The organism is Streptomyces sp. NPDC002787 (assembly GCF_053592095.1).
The window spans coordinates 128,031-150,581 of the sequence record NZ_JBSFVC010000020.1; the positions used below are offsets into that span (position 1 = coordinate 128,031).

The window sequence follows — 22,551 nt, forward strand, 5'->3', positions numbered from 1 at the left end:
GGCCCATGGCGGGACGCACAGGGGAAGGACGAAACGGCGTGACACAGTGGCGTCCCGGCGAACGGGTGACCACCGGCGAGGGGGTGCCCCGGCCGCCTTTGCCGAACCTGCCCGGCTTCCCCGCCATGCGGGGCTACGGCCAACTGCTCGACGACCTCCGCGCGCTGGCCTTCCGGCATGTGGCGGACGTCCTGCGGCCTCCCGAGGCAGCCCGGCCCGCGTCGTTCGGGACGCTGCCGAGGGCCGGGACGGACGGCGGTTTCCGGGTCCTGGACGGCGTGTGGTTGCCGGGCCGCGGCACGCTGTGGCAGCGGGTGGACGCGGCCTGCCTCGGGCAGGTGCGGGCCGCCTGGGTCGCCTCCGCCGATCCGCGGGCCGCCGGGGCCGCGGCCGTCGTGGAGACCCTGGAGGGCCTTCTCCGTGCCGAGCCGCTGGGGCTGCGCCAGGTCCTGCTGTGGCAGTTGGCCTGTCTGCTGCGCGACGGTTCCGGGGACCCTACTGCGGCCGACGCCGTGGCCCTCGGGGTGCACCGCGAGGAGGCGGCGGACCTGGCCGCCGCCGTCGCGGCCGGGTTTCCCGGCGCCGGGGGCGCGCGGCAGGCCGCCGAACGACTCGGCGACGTGTGGCCGGGGAGGCGGCTGCGCGAGGCCGGGCGGCTCGCCGCGCGGGTGCGGGACCCCGGCGGCGACCCGGTGCTCGCGCGTCTGCTGAGCGACTTGCGGGCGAGAACGGCCGCGTTGGACCGGGTGATGGCCGACGCCGCTCGTACGGAGGACGAGGGATCGGCGCACACGGCGGCGCTCCACTGGCTGGTCGCCGCCCGCCGGGCCGAGGACGACCCCTCGGTCCGGTCCGGTCTGCTCCGTACCGCGATCCGGACGGCGGACGAGGCCACGGGCGACGACACCCGCGTCACGGCCGTCGAACACCACCGGGCCGTCCATCTCATGTGGCCGCGGGCACGGGACCGGCCGGAGTCGGTCACCTACCGGGTGCTGCGCTTCCCGGACGGCTCCCCCGGCGAGACCACCGAGGTGCGCGCCTCGGTCGAGCACGACTCCCCGAGCACGGCGGAAGGCGGCGCCTCGGAGCCCATGCACCATCTCCGGGACTCCGATCCGCCGATCGGGCGGCCCGTACGGTACGCCGTCGTCCCGCAGCGCCGAGGTGTCGTCGCCGACGTTCCCCTGGTCTCCTCCGTCGTCATGATCACGCCCGATGTGACGGACGCCGACGTCGCGGTCGTGCCCGACGGTGTGCGGCTGCGCTGGCGTGCCGATCCGGCATGCGTCGACGTGGTCGCGCGGCGCACCCTCGCCGACTCCTCACCCGCCCGCTGGGTGCCGGTGCCGTGCGACCGGCACGGTCTGCTGGACGTCCCGCTGCCGGCCGGCGAATACCGCTACGAGATCCGCTGCGACTACCCGGGCCCCGACGGCCGGTCCGTGTGGTCCTGGGGCGTACAGCTGTTCGCCCGCGCCGAGGAATGGCCCACCCCGGTGGCGGACCTCTCGGCGCGGCTCGCCGACGAGCACGACCGGGTGTCTCTCGCCTGGCGGCCGCCCGCCCGGGGGCGGGCGGTGGTGGTGCCCTGGCACGGCGGTCCGGTGGCCCCGGGGACGGACGTGTCGCACCGCACGGACCTGACGGTCGCGGAGTCCGCCGAGGATGCGCGACCGGTCTTGGAGACGGCCGTGCCCGAAGGGTCCAGACTGCGGGTGACCTCGGTGAGCGTGCTGGGCGAGCGAGCGGTGGCCGGGGCCGGCCTGGTGGTCGAGAACCCCGGGATGGTCCGGGACCTGACGGTGCGCCGTACGGCCGCCGACCGTGCCCGAGTGGCGTTCACCTGGCCGGACCCGGCCGTACTGGTCCTCGTGACCTGGCAGGGGGACGGACACCTCGAGGAGCGGCGGGTGGCCCGTAGCCGCTTCCTCGCCGACGGACACGTGGAACTCCCGGTCACCGAAGGGGCGTACCGCGTCACGGTGTCCGCGCTGTGCCGCCCCGGCGCGTTGGCCGTCCCGGCCGACGCCGCGGCCGTGGACCTGGCACCGGCGCCACCGCCCACGCTCCCTCCGCCTCCTCCTCCCGCTCCGCCCCGGTTCCCGGTGAGCGAGCGGTGGGCCCGGTGGCGCAGGTGGTGGGCCTTCCGACGCTGAGCGCCTCCCGCCTCCCGCCTCCCGCCCGATACGGTGCCGGAGCCCTCAGGTCCGTACGACCGCCTCGGCTCCGGCGCCGAACTCCAACTGCAGTCCGGTCCGCAGCGCGACGGTCTTGCCGGGGTCGACGTCCACGACGGTGCCGTCGTCCCGGCGGGCCGTCCACCGCGCCCCGCTCCGGTTCGTGATCCCGAACCGCCCCGGCTGCTTGGGGTGTTCGGTCACCTCGCCCACCAGCGCGGTGAAGTCGTGCCGCTCCGGGTCGTCGACCAGGTGGTGAGCGTACAGGCGGGTCTGCGCGCCGAGCCGGATGGCGCGGCGGGTGCGCAACGATCCGGTCCCGGCGGCCAGTTCGAGCGTCGGCGGCAGGCTCAGCGTGTTGCCGCATTTCCAGCACTGGGGTGCGGGGCCGTCCGGTTCCGTGAGGTTCTGCCGCCCGCACGCCCGGCAGAGGCAGATCGCGTCGAGAACCCTGCTGAGCGCGTCGCGCCACTGTGTCTCGCGCACCCGCCGGGCGGGGGTCCGCAGACCGTCGGTGAAGGTCTGGACGAAGAGATCCCGCAGGATCGGCGGCAGCGCGCCCCAGGTGGCGACGACGGTCGGCTGCTCCTCGGGCACGGGCCGGTTGCGGGCGTCGGACGGGTCGTAGAGGAAGAGCGGTTCGGAGCCGTACAGCTTGCGCCGGGCCGCCTCGTCCATGCAGCGGATGCGCAACGCCAGGGCGCCCTCCAGCGGATGATGGTTCATCAGCAGAAGGAAGAGCAGGACGGCGAGCGAATGCAGGTCGCTCTGGATGCACGGTTGCGCGCCCGGGTCGCCCCGGACCAGTTCGGGTGCCATGAAGTCCATGGTTCCGGCGACACCCGCCGACTCGCCCTCGACGACCGCGTTGTCGTTGTCGCAGACCAGTACGTCTCCGGTGTGCGGGTCGAAGAAGATGTTGCCCCAGTTGATGTCGCGGTAGGCGATCCCCCTGGAGTGCAGCGCGCGGTACGCCTCGACGGTGTGCAGGGCCGCCGTGACCAGGGTGCGGGTGGTGGTGGCGGATACTTCGGGGTCGCGCCGGAACAGTGCGGGCAGGTCGTGGAAGCGGTCCGGCCGTACGTCCATGAGGTAGCCGAAGCCCGGCCGCCCGCTCTCCGCGTCGACCACGACGGTCTGCGGCCACAGGAAGCGGTCGTCGCCCCAGCCACGTCCGATGAGGCCTTCGAGGATCTCCCGCTGGCGACCGTCGGCGAGCTGCGGGTAGTACCACTTCAGGGCACGGTCGCCCTGCGGTGTCAGCACCCGGTAGACCTCGCCCTGGCCGCCGGATCCGAACTGCTCCGCGACCTTGACCTCCTCCCCCTCCTCGGTCACCAGAATCTGGCCGGCGGCGAGCATGCCGTTCACCATGGGGTTCCTCTCGTGGCTTGCGTGGGTGAGGCGTCGTCGTGCTGGGGGACGGCCTCGCGGGGAGGCGCGAGGGCGCCCACGAGTGTGGTGTCGTCGCCGGAGTACTGGGCGGCGCGCCCCAGCCACTCGGGGAGCCGCTCCCTCACCAAGGGTGTCCCGTGCTCGGCGGCGCGGTCCCGTACGCCGGTGGCGAAGTCGAGGAAGCCCTGGTGGTCGGTGAAGCTCTTGGACAGCCCGTCGGTGGAGAGCAGCAGGCCCGACGGGCCCTCACCGGTCAGCGGCTGCCAGTGGCAGCGGACGCGGCGCCAGGCTTCGGACTCGCACAGGGAGTCCGTCTCGTCACCGAGGTCGGGCCCGGTGTACAGGGGGGTGTGCGCGGTGCCCGAGCCGTCGAGGACGACGACGTCCCCGTCGCCCAGCTGCCAGCACACCAGAAGGCGCCGGGTGAGGACGGCGCCGATGAGGGTGCTGCCGTAGGCGGTGAGGTCGGGGCCCTTGGCACCGGTCTCCGGCCGCTCGTCGTCGGCGGGCCCGCCGCTCTCCTCGTGGGCTGCACCGCCGTGTGCCGGGGAGTTGCGGTCATGGAGCACCGCCCGGCGGTACCACCGGTGTGCGACCTGTTGGGGAAGCCGCCTGGCCTCGGCCCGCAGTTCGCCGAGCGCGGTCCACCAGAGGCTGTCGTCACTGTGCTGCTCGGCCGCCGCGGCGTGGCGCACCGCCCCGCTCGCGAACTCCTGTGCGCACACGGCGAATTCCTGGACGGCCCAGGCCGCGCCGAGGTCGCTGCGGAAGTGCGGGGCCGAGCCGTGTCCGTCGGCCACGGCCAGGACGACGGCGTGTCCGTCGGCCGTGCGCAGCGCGGTGCAGCGGTCCTGGCTGTACTTCTTGCCCATGCCCTTCACGGCGCCTTCGAGCAGCTCCCATCGCGGGGCCGCTTCCACGACGTCCTTCACCAGACGAGGTCGTCGTCGTCCCCGTCCTTGTCCGTCGGCAGGGGCGGCGGGGCCTGCAGCGGCGTGGTGGCCGCGTTCGCCTTGGGGGTGGAGGCGGCCTTGACGGCCGTCGACATCCAGCGGATGGCGGCGGCGAGCTGGCGGGGGTTCTTGGCGTGCAGCGGTTCCAGCTCCGGGTTGGCGAGGAACTCCTTGAGCATGCTCTTGTCGGCGTCGTCGCCGATGGCCAGGGCCACCCGCACCGCGCGCTTGCCCCAGGGGGTGTCGTCGATGGCGCGCAGACCGGAGCGCCAGTCGTCCATGGGCTGGCCGTCGGAGACGAGGGCGAGCACCGGGGGCAGGGCGCGCTGCGGCATCGGGGGCGTCTGCAGGGCGCCTGCGGCCAGCCGGAAGGCCGCTCCCATGTCGGTGCCGCCGTAGGTGTGGAGGTCCGCCCAGGTGAACTGGTCCACCGGGGTCGGCTCGCCGATGTGCCAACTGGCGCCGCTGGCGAAGGAGATGGCGCGGACGAGCAGGGAGGCACCGGGGTTGGAGCGGGCCGCCTGCTGCATCTCCGGGATGGCCTCGCGGATGGCGAAGTTCAGCTCGGCGATCTTTCCGTTGACGCCCATCGAGCCGGAGCAGTCCAGCAACCAGATGAAGTGCACGGGTCGGCTGGCCATACTGCCGCCGGGCAGGTCGAAGGTCTCCGTCACGCTGATCCTCTCCCCCGAGGTTGGGCCGCCCTGCGCCCGGGTGTGCCATGTGATGCGTTGTCGATCTCGTGGTGGCAAAGCCTAGTTGAGAATGCGTCAGAAGATCTGATGTGCTTGATAATTGTGGGCATCCGGGCGCCCCCGGCAAGACGGCGCACCATCAGACATACCCTCGCCCCGTGCGGTGGCGACACCACGCGTTCCATTCCTCCGCCCATCGCCGACTGGCATCACGGCCCAGGAAGGCGGCGACCTCTCCGAGGAACCGGTCCTCCAGCCGGGGCAGCAGAGGGCCGAAGACCTCGTCCAGCAGGCCGTCCGCGGTCTTCTTCCAGCCGTTGTCGGCATCTTCCTGGGACACCCGCCAGATGACGAACAGGCGAGCGAGACGCTGAGGTGTGTGCAGCGCGTGCGGCGACAGCACCCCTCCCTGGCGACGGCTCTCCTCGACCGCTGCCCGGTGGTAGTGGCGGTGCAGTCCCATGCCGCCGGCGGCCAGATAGCGGAGGGCGTCGGGGGAGTCGAACAGCCGGACAGGATCCGTGCGCGCGAAGCTCTCGGCGATCAGTTGGTCGATTCCGTCCCTCAGGGTGACGTCCATCGGTCCCGTCTCCTGCTCCAGGGCCCGCACCCGCTCCACGGCCGAGCCGACGGGCTGTCGGCCGTGCGCCATGTCCTGGGCCAGCGCCAGGAGTTCGGCGGTGGCCTGTTCCGAGGGGCCGAGCCGCTTGAAACGCAGGGTCGCACGGGCGAAGTCGAAGAGTTCACGGGTGATCTCGCCCGGATGCTTGAGCCAGTGGGTGAGGCGGACCTCCCACCCCGCCTCGACGATCAGCTCGGCGGAACAGACCTGCGTGACCTTGCTCTGGTCCTCGCGACCGGGCTGGCCTGCCGGGAAGATCAGCTGCCACAGGATCCGCAGGGTCTCCCCGTCCGACACCCGCCCACCGGGGAGCCGCTCGGCCACCCGCAGCAGGACGTCCGCTCCTCGCGGGTACGGCGGAGCGGCGCGCAGAGCCGCCACTTCGACGGCCAGGCGTACGGCGAGGGGCGCCCCGTCGGCCTGGGCGCGCAGCCAGGAGCCGTGCTCCGAGGCGGCCAGGTCTCCGAGCGCCCTGATCCGGTGCTCCCTGGAGTCCTGCGCGACCATTTCCAGCACCTGGCGGGTGAACCCGCCGTGATCCAACGCTTCGAGCAGTGCGACTGCGTCGGCTCGGGCCTGTCGCTGGTCGGGCTTGCACAGGGCCCTGGCCAGGGTGCTCACCGCCTTCTCCACGACCGGTCCACGATCGTCGCCGGAGCGCAGCAGGGCGCGCAGCGGCACCTCCCAGGTGTCGAACGACCGGCCGAGAAGCTCGCTCAGTGCCTGCTCGGGTCGCGGCCCGTACTCGGCGCGCAGCGCGCTGCGCGCCTCGTCGTCCAGCGGCAGGTCCGCGCACGTTTGCAGAGCCGGCTCGACGTCGCGCGGCCCCGCTTGTCTCAGTCGCCGTCCGGCCAGGGCGAGGGCGAGCGGCTGGACCGCGTCCCGGCGCTGCCCGCCGATCTCGTCACAGGCCTGGGTGAGCGTCAGGACGGCGTCCTCGGTGTCCAGGGGGTCGTGGTCGGCCACCGCCGCGAGCGCGGCCACGATCTCGGCGAGCACGTCGTCCGGATGGCTCGCCAGGACGTCCCACGACAGGTCGCGCCGCGCCAGGGCCCGCCGGACGAGCGGCGGCACGGCGAAGGCGTCGGCCACGGACGGGGCGGTCCGGGCGGCCGAGGGGAACGACGCGTCCGGCACGGCGCCCGGTGCCTCGCCGCGGCCCGCGCCGTCCCCACCCGGCTGTGGGGGCACCCCGTGGAGCCAGAGCCACGCCGCCAGCGCGGCCCACGGATCGACGCGGGGCGGGCTTCCGGGGCCGCCCAGGCCGTCGTGCACCCGAAAGAGATGGGTACGGGTCAGGTCGTCGCACCGGTCGAAGACCGCTTCGGCCTCCGGTCCGATCCCGAGGATCTGCTGCGGCGCACCGGCCGGGTCCGCGGTGCGGGTGGTGAACGTCAGCGAGCGCGCGTACGCGGCGGGGAGAGAGGCGCAGGCCAGCGCGATCCAGCAGGCCACGGTCTCCTGGTCGTGCTCGGCGACGACGATCTGCCGCCCGGCGGGGTTTTCGAACAACCCTCGTACGTCGGTCAGGAAGCAGGACACCCGATCGGCGTGGTGCCGCGCGAACTCCGTCAGCCGCTCCGTGCCCCAGCGCTGGTCCGCCGCCGCGAACGGACCGTCCCCCTCCGCGTCCTCCGTGTGCGGCCGCCAGGCGTCGACGGGCCAGCGGGCCCAGCCCCCGCCGGGATCGCCGGCGGTGTAGCGCGCGTCGATGCGCAGCCCGGTGGCCGTGTGGTCCGGGCGGGCACTGCACAGCAGGGCGCCGCCGTCCCGGTGGGGCAGTCGGGTGTAGCTGAGCGCGGCCCCGGTCACCGGCGATCCGGGATGGGTGGCGACGATGACGTGCTCCAGCAGGTCCTCCGGCACGCCGTCGGGCACGGCGGTGACGGGACTGAGCCGGTCGGCACCCGTGGCGGGATCCCGGTGGAGGACGTAGCTGAGTTCGCGCATGACCATGCCCCGATTCTGGCGATCCGCACCGAAGCACCGCAGGCAGTCACGGAATTCCATGGCCGCGTTTCCCCGATCCCCCGGCGCCTGTCAGGAACCCCGGGGACAGCGGCTGTGAGCGCGACCGTCAGGCCCTGACCTGGATCAGGGCCCTGGTGCCGCTGGTGCGCCAGCGCTGTCCCTCCGTCGCCACGAGGGCCGTCTCCGTCTCGGGGGTCAGGCCCACGATCACGTCGGACTTGAGGGTGCGCAGGGCGGCGACGGGGCCCGGGAAGTAGGACGTGACCTCGGTGAAGGGGGTGGTGGGGGGCCAGAGGTGGTCGCCCACCAGACGGCGGTAGTTGAGGTCGCCCTTGAGGAGGGTGAGGTCGGCGGAGGCGAAGTCGTCACGCAGGTCGGGCGGCATGTCCGCGTAGGGCAGAGGGGCGCAGGAGAAGGGGTGGGCGCGCAGGGCCAGGCGGCCGTCGGAGAGGGCGGCGTACAGGCGGTTCCCCGCGTCGGTCTTCGCGGACACGAGGTGGCGTACCGCGTCGAGGGTGTCGGCGGTGGTGGCGTCCGAGACGAAGTACGGGTACGGCTTCAGATGGAGTACGGCGCGGTCGAAGTGGCCGTGGGTGAGGAGGTGGTCGACGAGGAGGAGGTCGGGGATCAGTTCGCGGCCCGCGTTGTCGGCGACCAGGCAGAGCGTGTGGCCGGAGGTGCCGGACAGCAGGGAGAGCAGCGACTCGCCGTCGTCCGCGACGAGTGGGGCATCGGCGGCGGTGTTCTCCTCGGCCGTCTGGATACGGAAGCCCAGGTCCGCCCGGTTGCCCCAGAGGGAGCCGTGGAGGAGGGCCTTGAGCCGGTCCGCGAGGGGCCGGGCCGACAGCGGGCCGAGGGCGGTGAGTTCGGCGGCCGCCTCGGGGGTGTCGAGTTCGGCCAGTTTGAAGGGGCGGAAGGGGTCCACGCCCTGCCAGGGGCCGGGGGCGAAGTGGTCGACGGCCCGCAGGAGTTGGCGGTAGAAGCAGCTTTCGGCGGCGAGGAAGGGCAGGGAGAACCAGGAGCGGCCGGCGTAGCGGCGTACGTTCCAGGTGTCCCACCACTCGTCGTCGGCCGGAGGTTCGACGACGCCTTCGAGCGTGTTCCTCAGCAACTCTTCGAGGGCGCTGCGCTGTCGGGGGCCGTAGGGGGTGGCGTCCTGGACCTTGCGGATGAGGGCGGGGTGCCGCTCCGCGAGGACGCTGTGCGGGAAGGAGGCCGGGTCGTCGCTGCGGATGACGGGGGCTGCGGCGTCAGACATGGCCGGGGGTTCCTCCGGGGCCGTCGGGCGCGGTGGGCGGCAGGGAGGCGTCCTTGGCCTTCTTGTCGAGCAGTTTGTCGTAGCCGGCCTCGGTCCACACGTACTTCTTGAACTGCTCCGGCGTGAGCGGGCCCGCCCACGGACCGCCGCCGGGGTAGAACACCGAGCCGCACGAGGAGCAGTGGTGGGCGGGGCGCCAGAGCTGTTCGGCGCGTTCCTTGCCCGCAGCGACGAGCTTCCGTTCGCGCCGCTCGCCGTTGACCACCGCGATCGTGCCGATGAACAGCAGCACGGCGAGGAGCGAACCGCCGATCGTGTAGAGCGGTTTGTCGTCCTGGACGCCGCTGTAGGCGAGGCCGACTCCGATACCGGTGAGAAGCGTGCCTTCGAGGAAGTGCATCACGCTGTCGGAACGCCCGTGCGTACCCGGGGCCTTGAGCAGCCGGTCGGTGAGGCCGCCGCGCCGGGACTCCGGGTCGGCACAGGTCTCCGCGACCGTACGCACCGCCGGGGCCGTACCGCCGCAGCCGGGGCACACCGCCGCGACCGGGGTCGGTGGCGGTCCGTACCCCTGCGTCTTCTCCGTCTTCTCTGTCGCCATGCGCCTACGCTAACCGGCCGGCGGACGCACATGCGCCGGCGGCCGGCCGATGCCCGCTCGCATCGGTCGGCCGCCGGCAGTGGGGGGTGGCGGTCAGTGGGTCGGCTCAGCGGCTCAGAAGGTGAGCTTCCAGCTGTTGAGGCGGCCGGTGTCCGCGGACGCCACGTCCTGGACGCGGAGCTTCCAGGTGCCGTTGGCGGTCTCGCTGGAGGCGTTCACCGAGTAGGTGGTGTTCAGGTTGTCGGCGGAGTCCGAGCTGGAGGCCTTGAGACGGTAGGTCGAGCCGTCGGGGGCCACCAGGTCCAGGACGAGGTCACCGCGGTAGGTGTGGGTGATGTCCACGCCGACCTGGAGGGTCGAGGGCGCGTTGCCGGTGCGGCCGGTGACGGAGATCGAGGACTCGATCGCCGCGCCGTTGTCCGGGATGGAGACGGCCGTGGTGTTGGTGAAGGTGGTGCCCCCCGTGGAGCCCCCGCCGGAGCCCCCGGTCACCGCCTGCACCGTCTTGGCCGCGTCGGCCAGGCCCGCGCCGCAGCCGCCCGAGCAGGTACCGGGCAGAGCACGCGAGTTGGTCTTGATCGCGGACTCGATCTGGGCCGGGGTCAGCGAGGAGCTCGCCGACTTCAGTAGTGCGGCGAGGCCCGCGATGTGCGGGGCGGCCATGCTGGTGCCCTGGTAGTAGTCGTACGACTCGCTGCCCGGTCCGGCGGTGCCGGCGTTCAGCGTGGAGAGGATGCCGCCGGAGGCGGTGGTGCGGGTCTCGCCGCCGGGGGCCGCGATGTCGACGACCGAGCCGAAGTTGGAGTAGTACGAGCGGGAGCCGGCGCGGTTGGTGGCCGCCACCGAGATCACGTTGTTGCAGCTGGCCGGCGAGTAGTTGGCCGCGTTGGCGTTGCTGTTGCCCGCCGCGACGACGACCGTGGTGCCGCGGTTCACGGCGGCGTTGATCGCGGTCTGGGTCGCGGTGGTGCAGGCGCCGCCACCGCCGAGGCTCATGTTGATGACCTTGGCGACGTTGGTGTTGGCGGGGACACCGGAGACGGAGCCGCCGGAGGCCCAGGTGATGGCGTCGATGATGTCGGAGTCGTAGCCGCCGCACTTGCCGAGGACCCGCAGCGGGGAGACCTTGGCGCCGTAGGCGATACCGGCCACGCCCTTGCTGTTGTTGGTGACGGCGGCGATGGTGCCGGCGACGTGGGTGCCGTGCCAGGAGGAGGTGCTGGCCGGGTCGCCCGCGGCGCACTCGTTGGCCGCGGTCCAGTCGCCCGGGTCGGCCGGGTTGCTGTCGCGTCCGTTGCCGTCGTTGGCGACCGCGGTGTCGGCGATGAAGTCGTAGCCGCCGACGATGTTCGCGGCGAGGTCCGAGTGGGCGACGTAACCGGTGTCGATGACGGCGACCGTCACCCCGGTACCGGTGGTCTTGTCCCAGGCGCCCGGCAGGTTCATGCCCGCGGTGGACTCGTAGAGGTCCCACTGCTTGGTGTACTCGGTGTCGTTCGGGGTGGCCTGCGCCTTGTTCAGGCGGTCCGGGACGACATAGGCGACCTGCGGGTCGGCCTGGTACTCGGAGATGACGTCGGCGACGTCCGTCTTGGTGAGGTCCTCGCCCAGGTCGACGAGGGCCGCGCCGCTGCCGAGCCGGCGCTGGAAGTCGAGGCTCTCGCCGGCCTCCTTGCCCTTGGCCGCGGCGTCGGCGTCGGCCGCCTTGTTCGAGGTGGCCTCGGCGGCGCCTGACTTGTAGCCGACGATCAGGCGCTCGGCGACGGTTCCGGGCGCGGCCTCGGTGGCACCGGCGACGGCGGGGGCGGCGTCGGCCTTCGCGGACGGGGCCTGGGCGACGGCGACCGAGGAGGTCATGCCCGCCACCAGGGCGACGGAGACCGCGGCGACGGATATGAGCTTCCGTCCGGCGGTACGGGAAGTGGAGGTACGCAAGGGCTTCGCCTTTCGTGGCCTGCTCATGTCAGGGGAGGAGCGGCAGTGAAACGCTTCTTCATCGAAGCGGCGGGGGGTCCAGAAAGGGTTGGCGCAGAGGCCGGCCAGGCGCGAGCCGCCCACCAGGGGTTACCTGTGGTTCAGCTGTGCGATGACATTAGGCAAAGCCCAGGTCATGGGGATACGGGGAAAACCCTCGACCCCTCGGGGAACTCCCCTATGGCGCCCGGCAGTCGGGCCCGGATGTGCCGCTTCGCCGGGTTTATCGAGGCTTTGCCTTGACACTGCGCATGACTGGATCCGACCGGTCGAACGCGACCCCGGCGATCCGCGCGACGGCCCCGTGTACGCAGCCCCGCGTACGCGGCCGTCGACGCCGACCCCCACCCTCGTACACCTTTGAACGCGGCGCCCCCTTGTCCCGTACGACTCGACGGACCTCCAGCCCACCCCATCCCCATGGATCGGACGTACCGGATGCACCGCTTGTCCGCACGCCGCAGCACCACCGGCCGCCGCGCCACCCGCAGCACCACGGGCCGCCGCGCCGCCGTCACGATCGCCGCCGCCACCGTCGTGGCCCCGCTGCTCCTGACCGCGGGGGCGGCCACCCCCGCCCTGGCGCACGGCGCGCCGACGGATCCGGTGAGCCGGGTGTCGGCGTGCTCGCCCGAGGGCGGCAGTCAGGGGACGGCGGCGTGCAAGGCGGCGATCGCCGCGAACGGCGCCCCCTTCACCGCGTGGGACAACATGCGGATCGCCGGGGTGAACGGGCGGGACCGGGAGGTCGTCCCGGACGGGCAGCTGTGCAGCGGAGGGCTCGCGGCCTACAAGGGGCTCGACCTCGCCCGCGCCGACTGGCCCTCGACCCGCCTCTCCCCCGGCACCACGCTGAACCTGACATACCGGTCGACGATCCCGCACACCGGGACCTTCAAGCTGTTCCTGACGAAGCCGGGGTACGACCCCACCAAGCCGCTGAAGTGGTCCGACCTGCCCGAGAAACCGTTCGCCTCGATCACCGACCCGCCGCTGCGGAACGGCTCGTACCGGTTCTCGGCGAAGCTGCCCGCGGACCGGTCCGGGCACCAGGTGCTGTACACCATCTGGCAGAACACCAGCACGGTGGACACGTACTACTCGTGCTCCGACGTGGTGTTCCCGCAAGCGAAGCAGGCCGAGGCCGACTCCGGTGCGGGGGGCGGGAGTTCGCGGGAGACACCCGCGGGGGGCGGGGAGACGGCTTCCGAGAAGCCGGGATCGGAGAGGTCCGAGCCCGCCAACACGCCCACACTGACGCCGACGCCGTCCACGAAGGCGCCCACCGACGCTGCCGACGACAGCGACAACGACGGCGGCGCGCGGGCGGCCGACCCCGGCAGCCCCGTCGCCTCCACGACCGGCGCGAGCGGCACCTCCGTACCGCTGGTGGCGGGCGGCGCCACGGCGTTGGCACTCGCCGTGGGCACCGCCCTCCTCCTCCGGGGACGCAGGCGCCGCTCTCGTGTCAGCGACTGATCAGCCCCACCGGGCAGCCGACTGCCCGGTGGTTCACGTCAGTTGACGTAGACCGAGGCCCCGCCCTGGGTGGCGTCCGTCACGGGCGCGTACTTGGCCGTGAAGTAACCGGTGCTGAAGCACAGGGACGAGCCGGAGGTCCGTGTGAACGGCTGCGCGGCGAAGGAGATGCTGTTGTCCGTGTCGCTGGCCGTGCCGGTGATGCTGGCCGCCTGGTAGACACAGTTGATGCTGCCGAGCAGGGTCCTCAGGACGACCGTCGTCTGCAGGACCGAGCCCTCCGCGGGCAGGACCGTGACGACGTCTCCGGAGGTCACGGTCGTGGTGTAGGGCAGGTTGTTGACGGTGATGCTGGTGACCCCGGTGACACCGAAGACGTTGCTGGTGCAGCTGCCGAAGGTGTGGGCCGTGACCGACTCGGTGGCCGTACCGGGCGCGGCCGGGTTGTCGGTCACCGTGGCGTTGAAGTTGGACTGGGCGCAGGAGATGCCGCTCGTGCCGGTGGCGCTGGAGTAGAAAGTGCCGGCCGTGCCGGAGGCGAGCGAGGCGTTGAGGACGTCGCCGACCGCGACCGCGTCGCCGGCCGGACCGCCGGTGGTGAGCACGGTGTCGGCGGCGGAGGCGGGGCTGATGGCCGACACCATCAGGGCGGCGGTGCCGGCGGCGAGGGCAAGGAGGGATCGCGTACGCATGGGGGTGCCTCTTCTCAGGAAGTGAGGGCCGGGTGACGGTCCTCGGAAGGTGCGGGTGACAGCCCTCGACGAGCGTGAGCTGCGATGAGGTGCGCGCGAGGGGACACCGTTCGCGCGGGGGAACGCGGCGATGCCGCACGGCGCCGTACGGCCGCTGCCGATCCGTGGCACGCCTTCTCCGTACGTGACGGATCGACAGCGACAGCCGGGGGTCCGGACACGGCCCAGTGGAGGGGAAGGCGACCGTGCCCGGCACCGCGGCGAGGGATGGTGCTGCGTGGGCCGCGCAGTGCGTTCAGGTGGTCACCCGCACCCCGTTGGCGACGGGGAGCTCGGGACGGTGACATGCGCTGCGCGTCGGATCCGGCGCCACGGATCCGTGGGGGAAACCCCGATGAGTTGTAGACCTGGGAAAGAGCCAACGTCAAGGCATCGTAAGGAAGTTGATGAGCAGTCACCGCTTCCCAAGCGGCCGGGTGCGGAGGTTGTCGACGACAAAAGCAAAGGTGAGAGATGTTCACCTTTCACAGGTGCCGCACAACCAACATCCTTTTGCCACAAGCGCCTTGACCCTTGAAAGTAACCACCGGTAACTTCCCGAATGGCTACTGCGGCGTAGCAAGTAAGCCCTTGCACCCACGGGAGGTGTGCTCAGGCGTGCGCCGCAACCGCTGTCCGCGCCAGGACAACGTGCCGTCGAAGCCCCATCTGCAATGACTTGGAAGTCCAGGGAGCACACATGGCCTCGTCCTCGGACGCCACGGCGTCCACCAACGAAAGACCCGAGGGTCCCGAAGCGTCCGGCAGACGCGGGCGGGTCCGCCTGAAGCGCGCCGCCGTGATGGCGGTGCCGGCCACGGCGGTCGCCGCCGGTCTGATGATCCTCACCGCGCAGGGCGCTCTGGGTGTCCAGTTCGCCATCTCGGGCATGCCGTTCGTCGTCACCGCGGACAAGCTCGAAGGGCAGGGCTTCGCCCAGTTCGGCGCGCTGGACCACATGATCGAGAACAGCCCGAACGAGGGCGACACCGGCGGTCAGGTGCTGGTGGTGACCTCGGTCGTGAAGAACGGCAAGCTGACGAACCTCTGCCAGAGCGTCGACCTCGGCGGCATCCAGCTGGTCCTCAGCGCCGGCAACAAGGGCACGCCGGTGAGCGTGAAGAACCTGGCGATCGACTCCGACGACATCTCGGGCGACGCCTCGTTCAACAACATCGAGATCGGCCGTGACTCCAGCACGTTCGACAAGGTCGACCAGCAGGGTCAGCCCGGTGTCTACGGCCAGCAGGCCGACACGGTGACCATCACCGATCTCTACCAGCACAACTACGCCGCCACCGCTGCCGTCTTCAAGCTCCCCGACCTGCACATGAGGTTCCAGAGCGAGGGCTGCGACTAGTGAGCGACTTCCGGGAATGGAGGGGGCACCGGCCGTTCGCCGGTGGCCTGCTGCTGGCGCTGGGCGGCGCCGAGATCCTGGTGACCATGAAGGCGCCGCTGCCGGTCATCCTGAAGATCGGTATGCAGGGACTGGCGGGTTACCTCCTGCCCACGCTGATGATCGTGTGCGGATTGCTGATCATCTTCAACCCCGCTCAGCGCCTGTTCTACTCCATCCTCGGGATCCTGCTGTCGCTGGGCACCTGGCTCACGTCCAACATCGGCGGCTTCGTCGTGGGGCTGCTGATGGGGGCCGTGGGCAGCGTGCTGGCCTTCGGCTGGCTCCCAGACCAGGAGCCTCGGCGGAAGCGCTCCGCGAAGCAGAAGGAACAACCCGCACAGCACACACAGCACACACAGCCCGCAAAGCCCGCAAAGCCGGAACAGCCGGAACAGCCGGAACAGCACGCCGCGGAGCTCGGATAGTCGCGGTTCGTTCGGCGCGTACGGGTAGTACGCGGGCGATCGGCACGGTTCCCCGCGCCCTCAGTTCGGGTGCGGGGATCGGCGTTCACAGGGCCGCCGTGGCCGCCGCCTCCGTCAGGGCCCTGCGGAGGCGGGACGTGTCGGTCCAGTAGGTGTCGTGGGAGAGCGGGACGCGCCAGTAGAGGCCGGGGCCCGAGGTGCGGCGCAGGGGTGGGACGGCCACGTGGCTGCCTCGGCCGAGGACCTGGACGTCGGGCAGACGCCACTCGGCGGCGTCGCCCGGGAGGACCAGCCAGTACATGATGCCGCCGTAGCCGTCCTTGATCACGGCGCCGGTCTCGTCGCCGAGGAACTTCAACGCGAGGGCGCCCAGCGCGGCCGGCACGCGCACGGCGTTCCACCAGCGGCCGGCCGGCACGGTGCGGACTTCGGGGCTGTAGTAGCACATCCAGCGGGGGGCCCTGCTGACAGTCATGGCGCTCACCGGCTCTTCATGGGGGGTGAGCCCGATCCTAGGAGTCGGTCCGGGACCCGACTTGCGAGCACGCGCACGGAAGTTGCCGCCGTACGCAGCGCACGGCGCACGATCTCGCCCGGCGACGCTACCAAGCCGTAGCGTGACCGGGCTTCTACGTTGTGCTGTTGGACGCTCTCGACCGCAGGAGGACCCCCATGGGCCAGCCGAGCCCCCTGGTGATTGACGCGACCGGCCGTGACATCCACGGTGAGGCCGCCCGGATCCGCGAGACGGGTCCGGCGACCCGGGTCGTGCTTCCGGGGCCGCCCGATGTCGAGGCCTGGGCGGTGAGCAGCCCCGATCTGCTCAAACGCCTGCTCACCGACCCCCGGGTGTCGAAGGACCCGCGGCGGCACTGGCCGAGGTTCGCCGCCGGGGAGATCACCCCGGAGTGGCCGCTGTTCACCTGGGTGGCGGTGCAGAACATGTTCACCGCGTACGGCGGTGACCACAAACGGCTGCGCATCCTGGTCTCCAAGGCGTTCACGGCGCGCCGGACGGCCGCGCTGCGGCCGCGCATCGAGGAGATCACCGAGGAGCTGCTCGCCCGCGTCGAGGAGGGCTTCCGGCGCGGGGAGACGGTCGATCTGCGGGAGGAGTTCTGCTACCCGCTGCCGATCCAGGTGATCAGTGAGCTGTTCGGTCTGCCCGAGGAACGGGGGCTGGTGCTCAGGGAGTTGGTGGACAAGCTGTTCGACACGTCTGCCGGGCCGGGTGAGATGACCGCCGCCTACGAGCGGATGTACGGCGTGCTCGGCGAACTCGTCGCCACCAAGCGGGAGTCGCCGGGCGACGACCTCACCAGCGGGCTGATCGCGGCGCGCGACGAGGACGACACCCGGCTCAGCGAGCAGGAGCTGCTCGACACCCTGGTCCTGATGGTCAGCGCCGGGCACGAGACCACGGTCAACCTCCTCGACCAGGCCGTGCACGCCCTGTTGACCCACCCCGAGCAGCTGGCCCATGTCCGGGAGGGCCGTGCGACCTGGGACGACGTGATCGAGGAGACGCTGCGGGTGCAGGCGCCGGTGGCGAGCCTGCCGCTGCGCTACGCCGTGGAGGACCTCGACCTCGCCGAGTTCGGCGGCCCCGAAGGCGTGGTGATCGCCAAGGGCGACCCGATCCTGGCCGCCTACGCGGCCGCCGGGCGCGACCCCGAGCGCCACGGGAAGGACGCCGACGTCTTCGACGTCACCCGTGCCGACAAGGAGCACCTCGCCTTCGGCCACGGGGTGCACCACTGTCTGGGCGCCCCGCTCGGCCGGATGGAGGCCCGCCTCGCGCTCCCGGCACTCTTCGAACGGTTCCCGTCACTGCGACTGGCCGGCACGGACGAGGAGTTGGGGCACGTGGAGTCATTCATCTCCAACGGCCACCGCCACCTTCCGGTCCGCGACGCCTGAGGAACGACGTCCGTCCGCGACGCCTGAGGGACGGCCCGTGCGCCACGCTGGAGGGACGGCCTGTGCGCGACACCTGACGGACGGCCCGTGCGCGACACCTGACGGACAGCCCGGTCGCGACACCTGACGGACAGCCCGTGCGCCACGCCGACGGACGGCCCGTGCGTGACACCTGACGGACAGCCTCCGTCCACGGCCCCCGGTACGGACACCCCCCGTTCGCATCGTCTGACGGACGGGGGCGTCCGCGGCCCAAGGCGCGGACAATCCCCCGGCCTCATCGCCTGATGGACGGCCTCCGTCCACGACGCCTGACGACAATTCCCGTCCGCATCTCCTGACCGTGGGGGGCGTCCACGCCACCCCACGGACGACACCTCCGTGACACTCACAGACAACCCCGCCCGCGCCACCTCACAGACGATCCTCGTCCGCGCCACCTGATGGACGGGGATCGTCCACGACACCCACCCACGGCGCCAGGGCAACTCCCGCCCGCGCCACCTCACAGACCGGGCCGTCCACCACACCCCGTAGACACCCCCCCGCCCGCGCCCCCTCACAGACGACCCTCGTCGTCCGCGCCCCCCCTCACGGACACCGCCCCGCCCCCACAGCCCACGCGTGCGGCGGTCTCTACTCTCCGCGCCACCACGCCAGCAGTCGGGACCAGCCGTTCTTCGGGCGGGTGGGGGCCCGCGTCGGCCGGGTGGCGGGGCCGTACGGCCCCGTCGCGCGGCCCATGGGAGAGGCGGGCACCTCGGCGGGCGCGCCGACCACGGACGTCGGCGGGAAGGTCACCGGCAGTTCGGCGAGCGCCCGGTGGAAGGGGCCGGGGCGCCACTCCAACGCCTCGACCGGTACGGCGAGTTCCACGTCGGGCAGCCGGTCCAGAAGCTTCTCCACCGCCACCGACGCGATCAGTCGGGCCTCACTCTGCGCGGGACACTGGTGCGGGCCGGCGCTCCACGCCAAGTGGGCCCGGTTGCCCTTGCGTTGGTCGCTCGTCAGGGCCGGGTCGGTGTTGGCGGCGGCCAGCGAGACGACGAGCGGGTCACCCGCCTTCAGCAGCACACCCTCGTACGTCACGTCGCGCCTCGGGTAGTGCACGGCGTAGTTGGCCATCGGCGGGTCGGTCCACAGCACCTCGTCGAGCGCGTCCTCGACGGGCAGGCTGCCACCGGACAGGTCGCCGGCGAAGCGGTCGTCGGACAGCAGCAGCCGCAGCGCGCCCGCGATGAGGTTCTGCTGCGGCTCGGTGCCGGCGCCCATGAGGACGACGAGCGTGTGGATCATCTCCTCGTCCGTGAGCCCGGCCGGATGCAGGGTGAGCCACGACGTCACATCCGGCCCGGGCTGCTTCCGCTTGAGCGTGACCAACTGGAGGAGCGTGGTGGTGAGCAGTTCGTTGGCCCGCTCGGCGTCCACGCCGTCGAAGATGCCGGACATGCCCTCGACGAGCCTCACCCCGAGCTCGGCCGGGCACCCGAAGAGGCGGTTGAAGACGAGCAGGGGCAGGACCTGCGCGTACTCGCCGAGGAGGTCGGCCTTGCCGGTGGGCGCGAACCGGTCGATGAGGGTGTCGGCGCTGCGCTCGACGTAGTCGCGCAGGGTGTGGGGCTCGACCCGGGCCAGGCTGTCGGTGATGGCGCCGCGCAGCCGCCGGTGCTCCTCGCCGTCGGAGAACAGGGCGTTGGGCCGGTACATCATCATCGGCACGACCGGACTGTCCGGAGGGACGGTACCGTCGTTCAGGTCGTTCCAGCGGCGGGCGTCCTTGGCGAACGTCTCCGTGCCGCGCAGCACGTGCAGGGCGGCCTCGTAGGAGGTGACGAGGGTGGCCCGTACGCCGGGTGCCAGCTCGACGGGTGTGGTCGGCCCGGTCGTACGCGCGCGCCGGTAGAACGCGGCCGGGTCGGCGGCGAACTCCGGCCCGTGCATGGACCGGTGGGCCGGGCAGCCCGGCGGCGGGCCGGACGGTGATGCGGCGCTCACACGTGCTCCAGTTCGGTCTCGCGGCTCAGCAGGTACTCGACGAGGGAGATCAGTGCCCGGGTGGAGGAGACCCGGTCGCGGGCGTCGCAGCGCACCAGCGGGGTCTCGTCCAGGAGGTCGAGGGCCTCGCGCACCTCGTCCAGATCGTGCACGGGGGCGCCGTCGAAGTCGTTGACGGCCACCGCGTACGGCAGGTCCAGCTCCTCCAGGACGCCCATCACGTCGAAGGAGTGGGACAGGCGCCGGGTGTCGGCGAGGACCAGTGCGCCGACGGCGCCGCGGGTCATGTCCTGCCAGAGCCTGGTGAAGCGCTGCTGCCCCGGCGTGCCGAACAGGTACAGCACCATGGAGTCGTCGAGGGTGAGCCGGCCGAAGTCCATGGCGACCGTGGTGGTGGTCTTGTCATGGATGCCGGCGAGGTCGTCGACCGGGGCGCCGGCCTGCGTCATGACCTCCTCGGTGCGCAGCGGCCGGATCTCGGAGAGCGTACCGACGAACGTGGTCTTGCCGACCGCGAAGTGACCGACGACGAGCAGCTTGACCGCCGTCTTCACGGTCGGCCGCAGGTAGACGTCGTCAGAGGCGGGCGCGGAGCCCATCGAGGACCTCCTGGAGGATGCTGGCGTCGGACGGCCGGGTGGCCGGTGGGCCTCCCCCCGGGTGGGTCCGTTCGAATGTGGGGGACGGTGCGCGGGTGACGATGTGGCCGCTGTCCATGAGGTCGGCGACCAGCACCTTGGTCACACTGACCGGCAGCCCCAGATGACCGGCGACCTCGGCGAGGGAGAGCGCGCCGGGCCGGCACAGCTCCATCACCCGGCGCGTCTCCGGGTTCGGGCCGGTCAGCGGCAGATCGGTGGCGGCGACCAGCAGCGTGACCAGGTCCAGGGTGTTGCGGGTCGGGTGGGCGCGCCCGCCGGTGACGACGTACGACCGCACCAGGCGTCCCTCGGGCCGGCGGCGGGGCGTCATGTCCTGCTGCCCGTGTCCTGCCGCGCCGGGCTGGTCAGTTGCCTGCCGAGCCGGTCGACGAGTTTGTGCATGCGGTAGGTCACCGATTCCATGTCGACCTCGTCGCCGGTGGACACCGCGAGATAGGCGCCCTCGCCGGCCGCGACCAGGAAGACGAAGCCGTGCCCGAACTCGATCAGGGTCTGCCGCCAGGGGCTGTCCGTCGAGCCGCAGAACTCGGCGGTGCTGCGGCTGATGGACTGCAGCCCGGAGAGCCCGGCCGCGAGCCGCTCTGCGTCGTCGCGGGCGATGCCGGCGGAGTGGGCGCGGAGCATGCCGTCGGCGGAGAGCAGGATGGCGTGCCGTGCCTCGGGGACCTGCAGCACGTCGTCGAGCATCCAGCCCAGCTCGTTGGTCGTGGGCTCGATCATGCGTGGGGGGTCCCTTCGTTGTCGTGGGGGGCGGGCCGGGCGGAGTCGGCGGCGGAGCCGGGGACGTACTCGTCCTCGTCGAGGATGCGTCCGGCCGCCCGGCCGAAGCGGGTGCCGCGGGCGAAGGCGCCCATGATGCGGGCGTTCTCCTCGGGCGAGCGGCCGGGGATGTCCTCGGCCGGCGCGGGTGCGGAGGCGAAGGCGGCCGTCCGTTTCGGGGTGCGCCGGCGGCGCTTGGGCAGCCCGCCCTCGGTGGTGCCCTCGACGGTGCTCCCGGCGACAGCGGGGCCGGCGGCGGTAGCGGGAGCCGTGTCCGGGAGGGGTGTCGGGGCGATCCGTGGCTCCTCCGGGGCGGCGGGCTCCAGGTGGGTGAGCAGCGCGGTGGGCAGGAACGCGACCGCGCGGACACCGCCGTACGGTGAGCGGGTGTCCACGGAGACGGTGAACCCGTACCTGCGGGCGAGCATCCCGATGACGGCGAAGCCGAACTGGGGCGGGTCGTCGAGGCGGGTGACGTCCACCTCGCCGCGCCCGCCGAGCAGGCGGGTGGCGCGTTCCACGGCACGGCCGTCCATGCCGACGCCGGCGTCGTCGACGATGACGCACGCGCCGTTGTGCACGTGCTGGACGTTGACCTCGACCGTGGTGTTGGGCTGGGAGTGCCGGGCGGCGTTGTCGAGGAGTTCGGCGAGGGCGAGGACGACCGGTTCGACAGCGCGGCTCTCCACCGCGAGGTCGACCTGGCCGTGGACGCGGACGCGCCGGTAGTCGCGGATGCGTGAGGTGGCGCCCCGGACGACCTCGACGAGCGGGGAGGTGGCGCGCTGCCGTCCCGGCCAGGAGCCGCAGAGGACGGCGATGGCCTGGGCGCGGCGGCCGAACTGGGCGTTGGTGTGGTCGACTTCGAGGAGGTCGCGCAGCACGTCGGGGTCGTCGTGGCGGTCCTGCATCTCGGAGATGGAGACCTGCTGCTCGTTGGCGAGGGCCTGGATCGAGCGCATCGACGCCTTGAGTGCGGCCTTGGCGGACTGGTCGGCGCGGACCTGCGCGTGCTCGACGGCGCCGGTGAAGCGGGCCAGTACCTCGTCCAGACCCTTGCCGAACTCCGTCTCGGCGAACCGGGCGTCGAGAGGCCCGACGCCCGGGACGCTCTGGCCGGGGTGGTTCGCGAGGGCCGGCAGCCGGACCGTGACCAGGTGGCGCAGCTCCTGCTCCCGGTCCCGCACGTCGTCGGCCAGGACGGCGTTGCGTCGGCGCTGCCGTCTGGTGATCCCGTGCTGACGCAGCAGGAGTACGGCGGTGACGAACAGAGCCGCTGCCAGGGCCCAGGTCACCGCCTGCGGTATCGGTTCGGTCATGAGTCCACGAGTCCTTACGTCCTCAAGTCCCCAGGCGTCCGCGGGTCCAGGACGCCGGGCGGGAGTTGACGGAGCGCCCGACGCTAGCTCGACGACCGTGCGGGTCCTTTCGGTGACGCGCACGGAAGTTGCCACAGGGCGCATGAATGACGCAAGGGACCCGGACGAAGGCGTGACACTGACCCCGGCATATTCGGCCATGGCGGCCTG

19 protein-coding genes are annotated in these 22,551 nt (G+C 72.1%); 5 read left to right on the forward strand and 14 right to left on the reverse strand.

The genetic code is table 11. The annotated features are described in order from the left end of the window. The first annotated feature begins 38 nt into the window (after positions 1 to 38). Positions 39 to 2,159, forward strand: a complete 2,121-nt coding sequence (locus tag ACWD26_RS27155; protein ID WP_451274408.1) for a hypothetical protein — start codon at positions 39 to 41, stop codon at positions 2,157 to 2,159. Between the two features lie 45 nt (positions 2,160 to 2,204). On the opposite strand, the gene ACWD26_RS27160 is transcribed toward ACWD26_RS27155, so the two are convergent. From ACWD26_RS27160 to ACWD26_RS27190, 7 genes are all read right to left on the reverse strand, one after another. Beyond that, positions 2,205 to 3,554 (reverse strand): protein kinase domain-containing protein, encoded by a 1,350-nt coding sequence (locus tag ACWD26_RS27160; RefSeq protein WP_451274410.1) that lies wholly within the window; start codon positions 3,552 to 3,554, stop codon positions 2,205 to 2,207. Beyond that, complete coding sequence (locus ACWD26_RS27165) at positions 3,548 to 4,507, reverse strand: protein phosphatase 2C domain-containing protein (protein WP_451274412.1); 960 nt, start codon at positions 4,505 to 4,507, stop codon at positions 3,548 to 3,550. Before ACWD26_RS27165 ends, ACWD26_RS27160 begins: the two co-directional genes overlap by 7 nt. After that, positions 4,504 to 5,169 (reverse strand): vWA domain-containing protein, encoded by a 666-nt coding sequence (locus ACWD26_RS27170; RefSeq protein WP_451274508.1) that lies wholly within the window; start codon positions 5,167 to 5,169, stop codon positions 4,504 to 4,506. Before ACWD26_RS27170 ends, ACWD26_RS27165 begins: the two co-directional genes overlap by 4 nt. Positions 5,170 to 5,362: 193 nt before the next feature. Continuing rightward, entirely contained in the window at positions 5,363 to 7,801 is a 2,439-nt protein-coding gene (locus ACWD26_RS27175; RefSeq protein WP_451274414.1) for a GTPase-associated protein 1-related protein, read from the reverse strand. Between the two features lie 121 nt (positions 7,802 to 7,922). Then, entirely contained in the window at positions 7,923 to 9,074 is a 1,152-nt protein-coding gene (locus tag ACWD26_RS27180) for a damage-control phosphatase ARMT1 family protein (protein WP_451274416.1), read from the reverse strand. After that, positions 9,067 to 9,675, reverse strand: a complete 609-nt coding sequence (locus ACWD26_RS27185) for a hypothetical protein (RefSeq protein WP_451274417.1) — start codon at positions 9,673 to 9,675, stop codon at positions 9,067 to 9,069. Before ACWD26_RS27185 ends, ACWD26_RS27180 begins: the two co-directional genes overlap by 8 nt. A gap of 114 nt (positions 9,676 to 9,789) precedes the next feature. Further along, positions 9,790 to 11,610: a S8 family peptidase gene (locus tag ACWD26_RS27190; RefSeq protein ID WP_451274419.1), complete on the reverse strand. Its 1,821-nt coding sequence runs from the start codon at positions 11,608 to 11,610 to the stop codon at positions 9,790 to 9,792. A gap of 459 nt (positions 11,611 to 12,069) precedes the next feature. Here ACWD26_RS27190 and ACWD26_RS27195 point away from each other — a divergent pair, with 459 nt between their 5' ends. Then, positions 12,070 to 13,128, forward strand: a complete 1,059-nt coding sequence (locus ACWD26_RS27195) for a lytic polysaccharide monooxygenase auxiliary activity family 9 protein (protein WP_451274421.1) — start codon at positions 12,070 to 12,072, stop codon at positions 13,126 to 13,128. 38 nt (positions 13,129 to 13,166) lie between these two features. On the opposite strand, the gene ACWD26_RS27200 is transcribed toward ACWD26_RS27195, so the two are convergent. Next, positions 13,167 to 13,820, reverse strand: coding sequence for a Tat pathway signal sequence domain protein (locus ACWD26_RS27200; RefSeq protein ID WP_451274423.1), 654 nt, complete (start codon positions 13,818 to 13,820; stop codon positions 13,167 to 13,169). 739 nt (positions 13,821 to 14,559) lie between these two features. On the opposite strand from ACWD26_RS27200, the gene ACWD26_RS27205 reads away from it, so the two are divergent. After that, positions 14,560 to 15,219, forward strand: a complete 660-nt coding sequence (locus ACWD26_RS27205) for a DUF6230 family protein (protein WP_451274425.1) — start codon at positions 14,560 to 14,562, stop codon at positions 15,217 to 15,219. Beyond that, positions 15,219 to 15,686, forward strand: a complete 468-nt coding sequence (locus tag ACWD26_RS27210) for a DUF6114 domain-containing protein (RefSeq protein WP_451274427.1) — start codon at positions 15,219 to 15,221, stop codon at positions 15,684 to 15,686. Before ACWD26_RS27205 ends, ACWD26_RS27210 begins: the two co-directional genes overlap by 1 nt. Before the next feature lie 85 nt (positions 15,687 to 15,771). Here the strand turns inward: ACWD26_RS27210 and ACWD26_RS27215 are convergent, their stop codons facing one another. Then, on the reverse strand, positions 15,772 to 16,161 hold the full coding sequence (locus ACWD26_RS27215; RefSeq protein WP_451274429.1) for a hypothetical protein: 390 nt from the start codon (positions 16,159 to 16,161) through the stop codon (positions 15,772 to 15,774). A 197-nt stretch (positions 16,162 to 16,358) separates the two neighbouring features. Between ACWD26_RS27215 and ACWD26_RS27220 the strand changes: the two genes are divergently transcribed. Then, positions 16,359 to 17,606 carry a cytochrome P450 family protein gene (locus tag ACWD26_RS27220; RefSeq protein WP_451274430.1) on the forward strand — a complete coding sequence of 416 codons (1,248 nt, stop codon included), beginning with the start codon at positions 16,359 to 16,361 and terminating at the stop codon, positions 17,604 to 17,606. Positions 17,607 to 18,242: 636 nt separating this feature from the next. Here the strand turns inward: ACWD26_RS27220 and ACWD26_RS27225 are convergent. From ACWD26_RS27225 to ACWD26_RS27245, 5 genes are read right to left on the reverse strand one after another with little or no spacing between them, the layout of a single operon-like run. After that, positions 18,243 to 19,547, reverse strand: a complete 1,305-nt coding sequence (locus tag ACWD26_RS27225) for a cytochrome P450 (protein WP_451274510.1) — start codon at positions 19,545 to 19,547, stop codon at positions 18,243 to 18,245. A gap of 50 nt (positions 19,548 to 19,597) precedes the next feature. After that, a complete protein-coding gene (locus tag ACWD26_RS27230; protein WP_451274432.1) occupies positions 19,598 to 20,200 on the reverse strand; it encodes a GTP-binding protein in 603 nt (200 codons plus the stop codon). Further along, positions 20,178 to 20,573, reverse strand: a complete 396-nt coding sequence (locus tag ACWD26_RS27235) for a DUF742 domain-containing protein (RefSeq protein WP_451274434.1) — start codon at positions 20,571 to 20,573, stop codon at positions 20,178 to 20,180. Before ACWD26_RS27235 ends, ACWD26_RS27230 begins: the two co-directional genes overlap by 23 nt. Beyond that, positions 20,570 to 20,983, reverse strand: coding sequence for a roadblock/LC7 domain-containing protein (locus tag ACWD26_RS27240; protein WP_451274436.1), 414 nt, complete (start codon positions 20,981 to 20,983; stop codon positions 20,570 to 20,572). The genes ACWD26_RS27235 and ACWD26_RS27240 overlap by 4 nt, the downstream gene beginning before the upstream one ends. Beyond that, positions 20,980 to 22,341 carry an ATP-binding protein gene (locus tag ACWD26_RS27245; RefSeq protein WP_451274438.1) on the reverse strand — a complete coding sequence of 454 codons (1,362 nt, stop codon included), beginning with the start codon at positions 22,339 to 22,341 and terminating at the stop codon, positions 20,980 to 20,982. Before ACWD26_RS27245 ends, ACWD26_RS27240 begins: the two co-directional genes overlap by 4 nt. Positions 22,342 to 22,551: the final 210 nt, after the last annotated feature.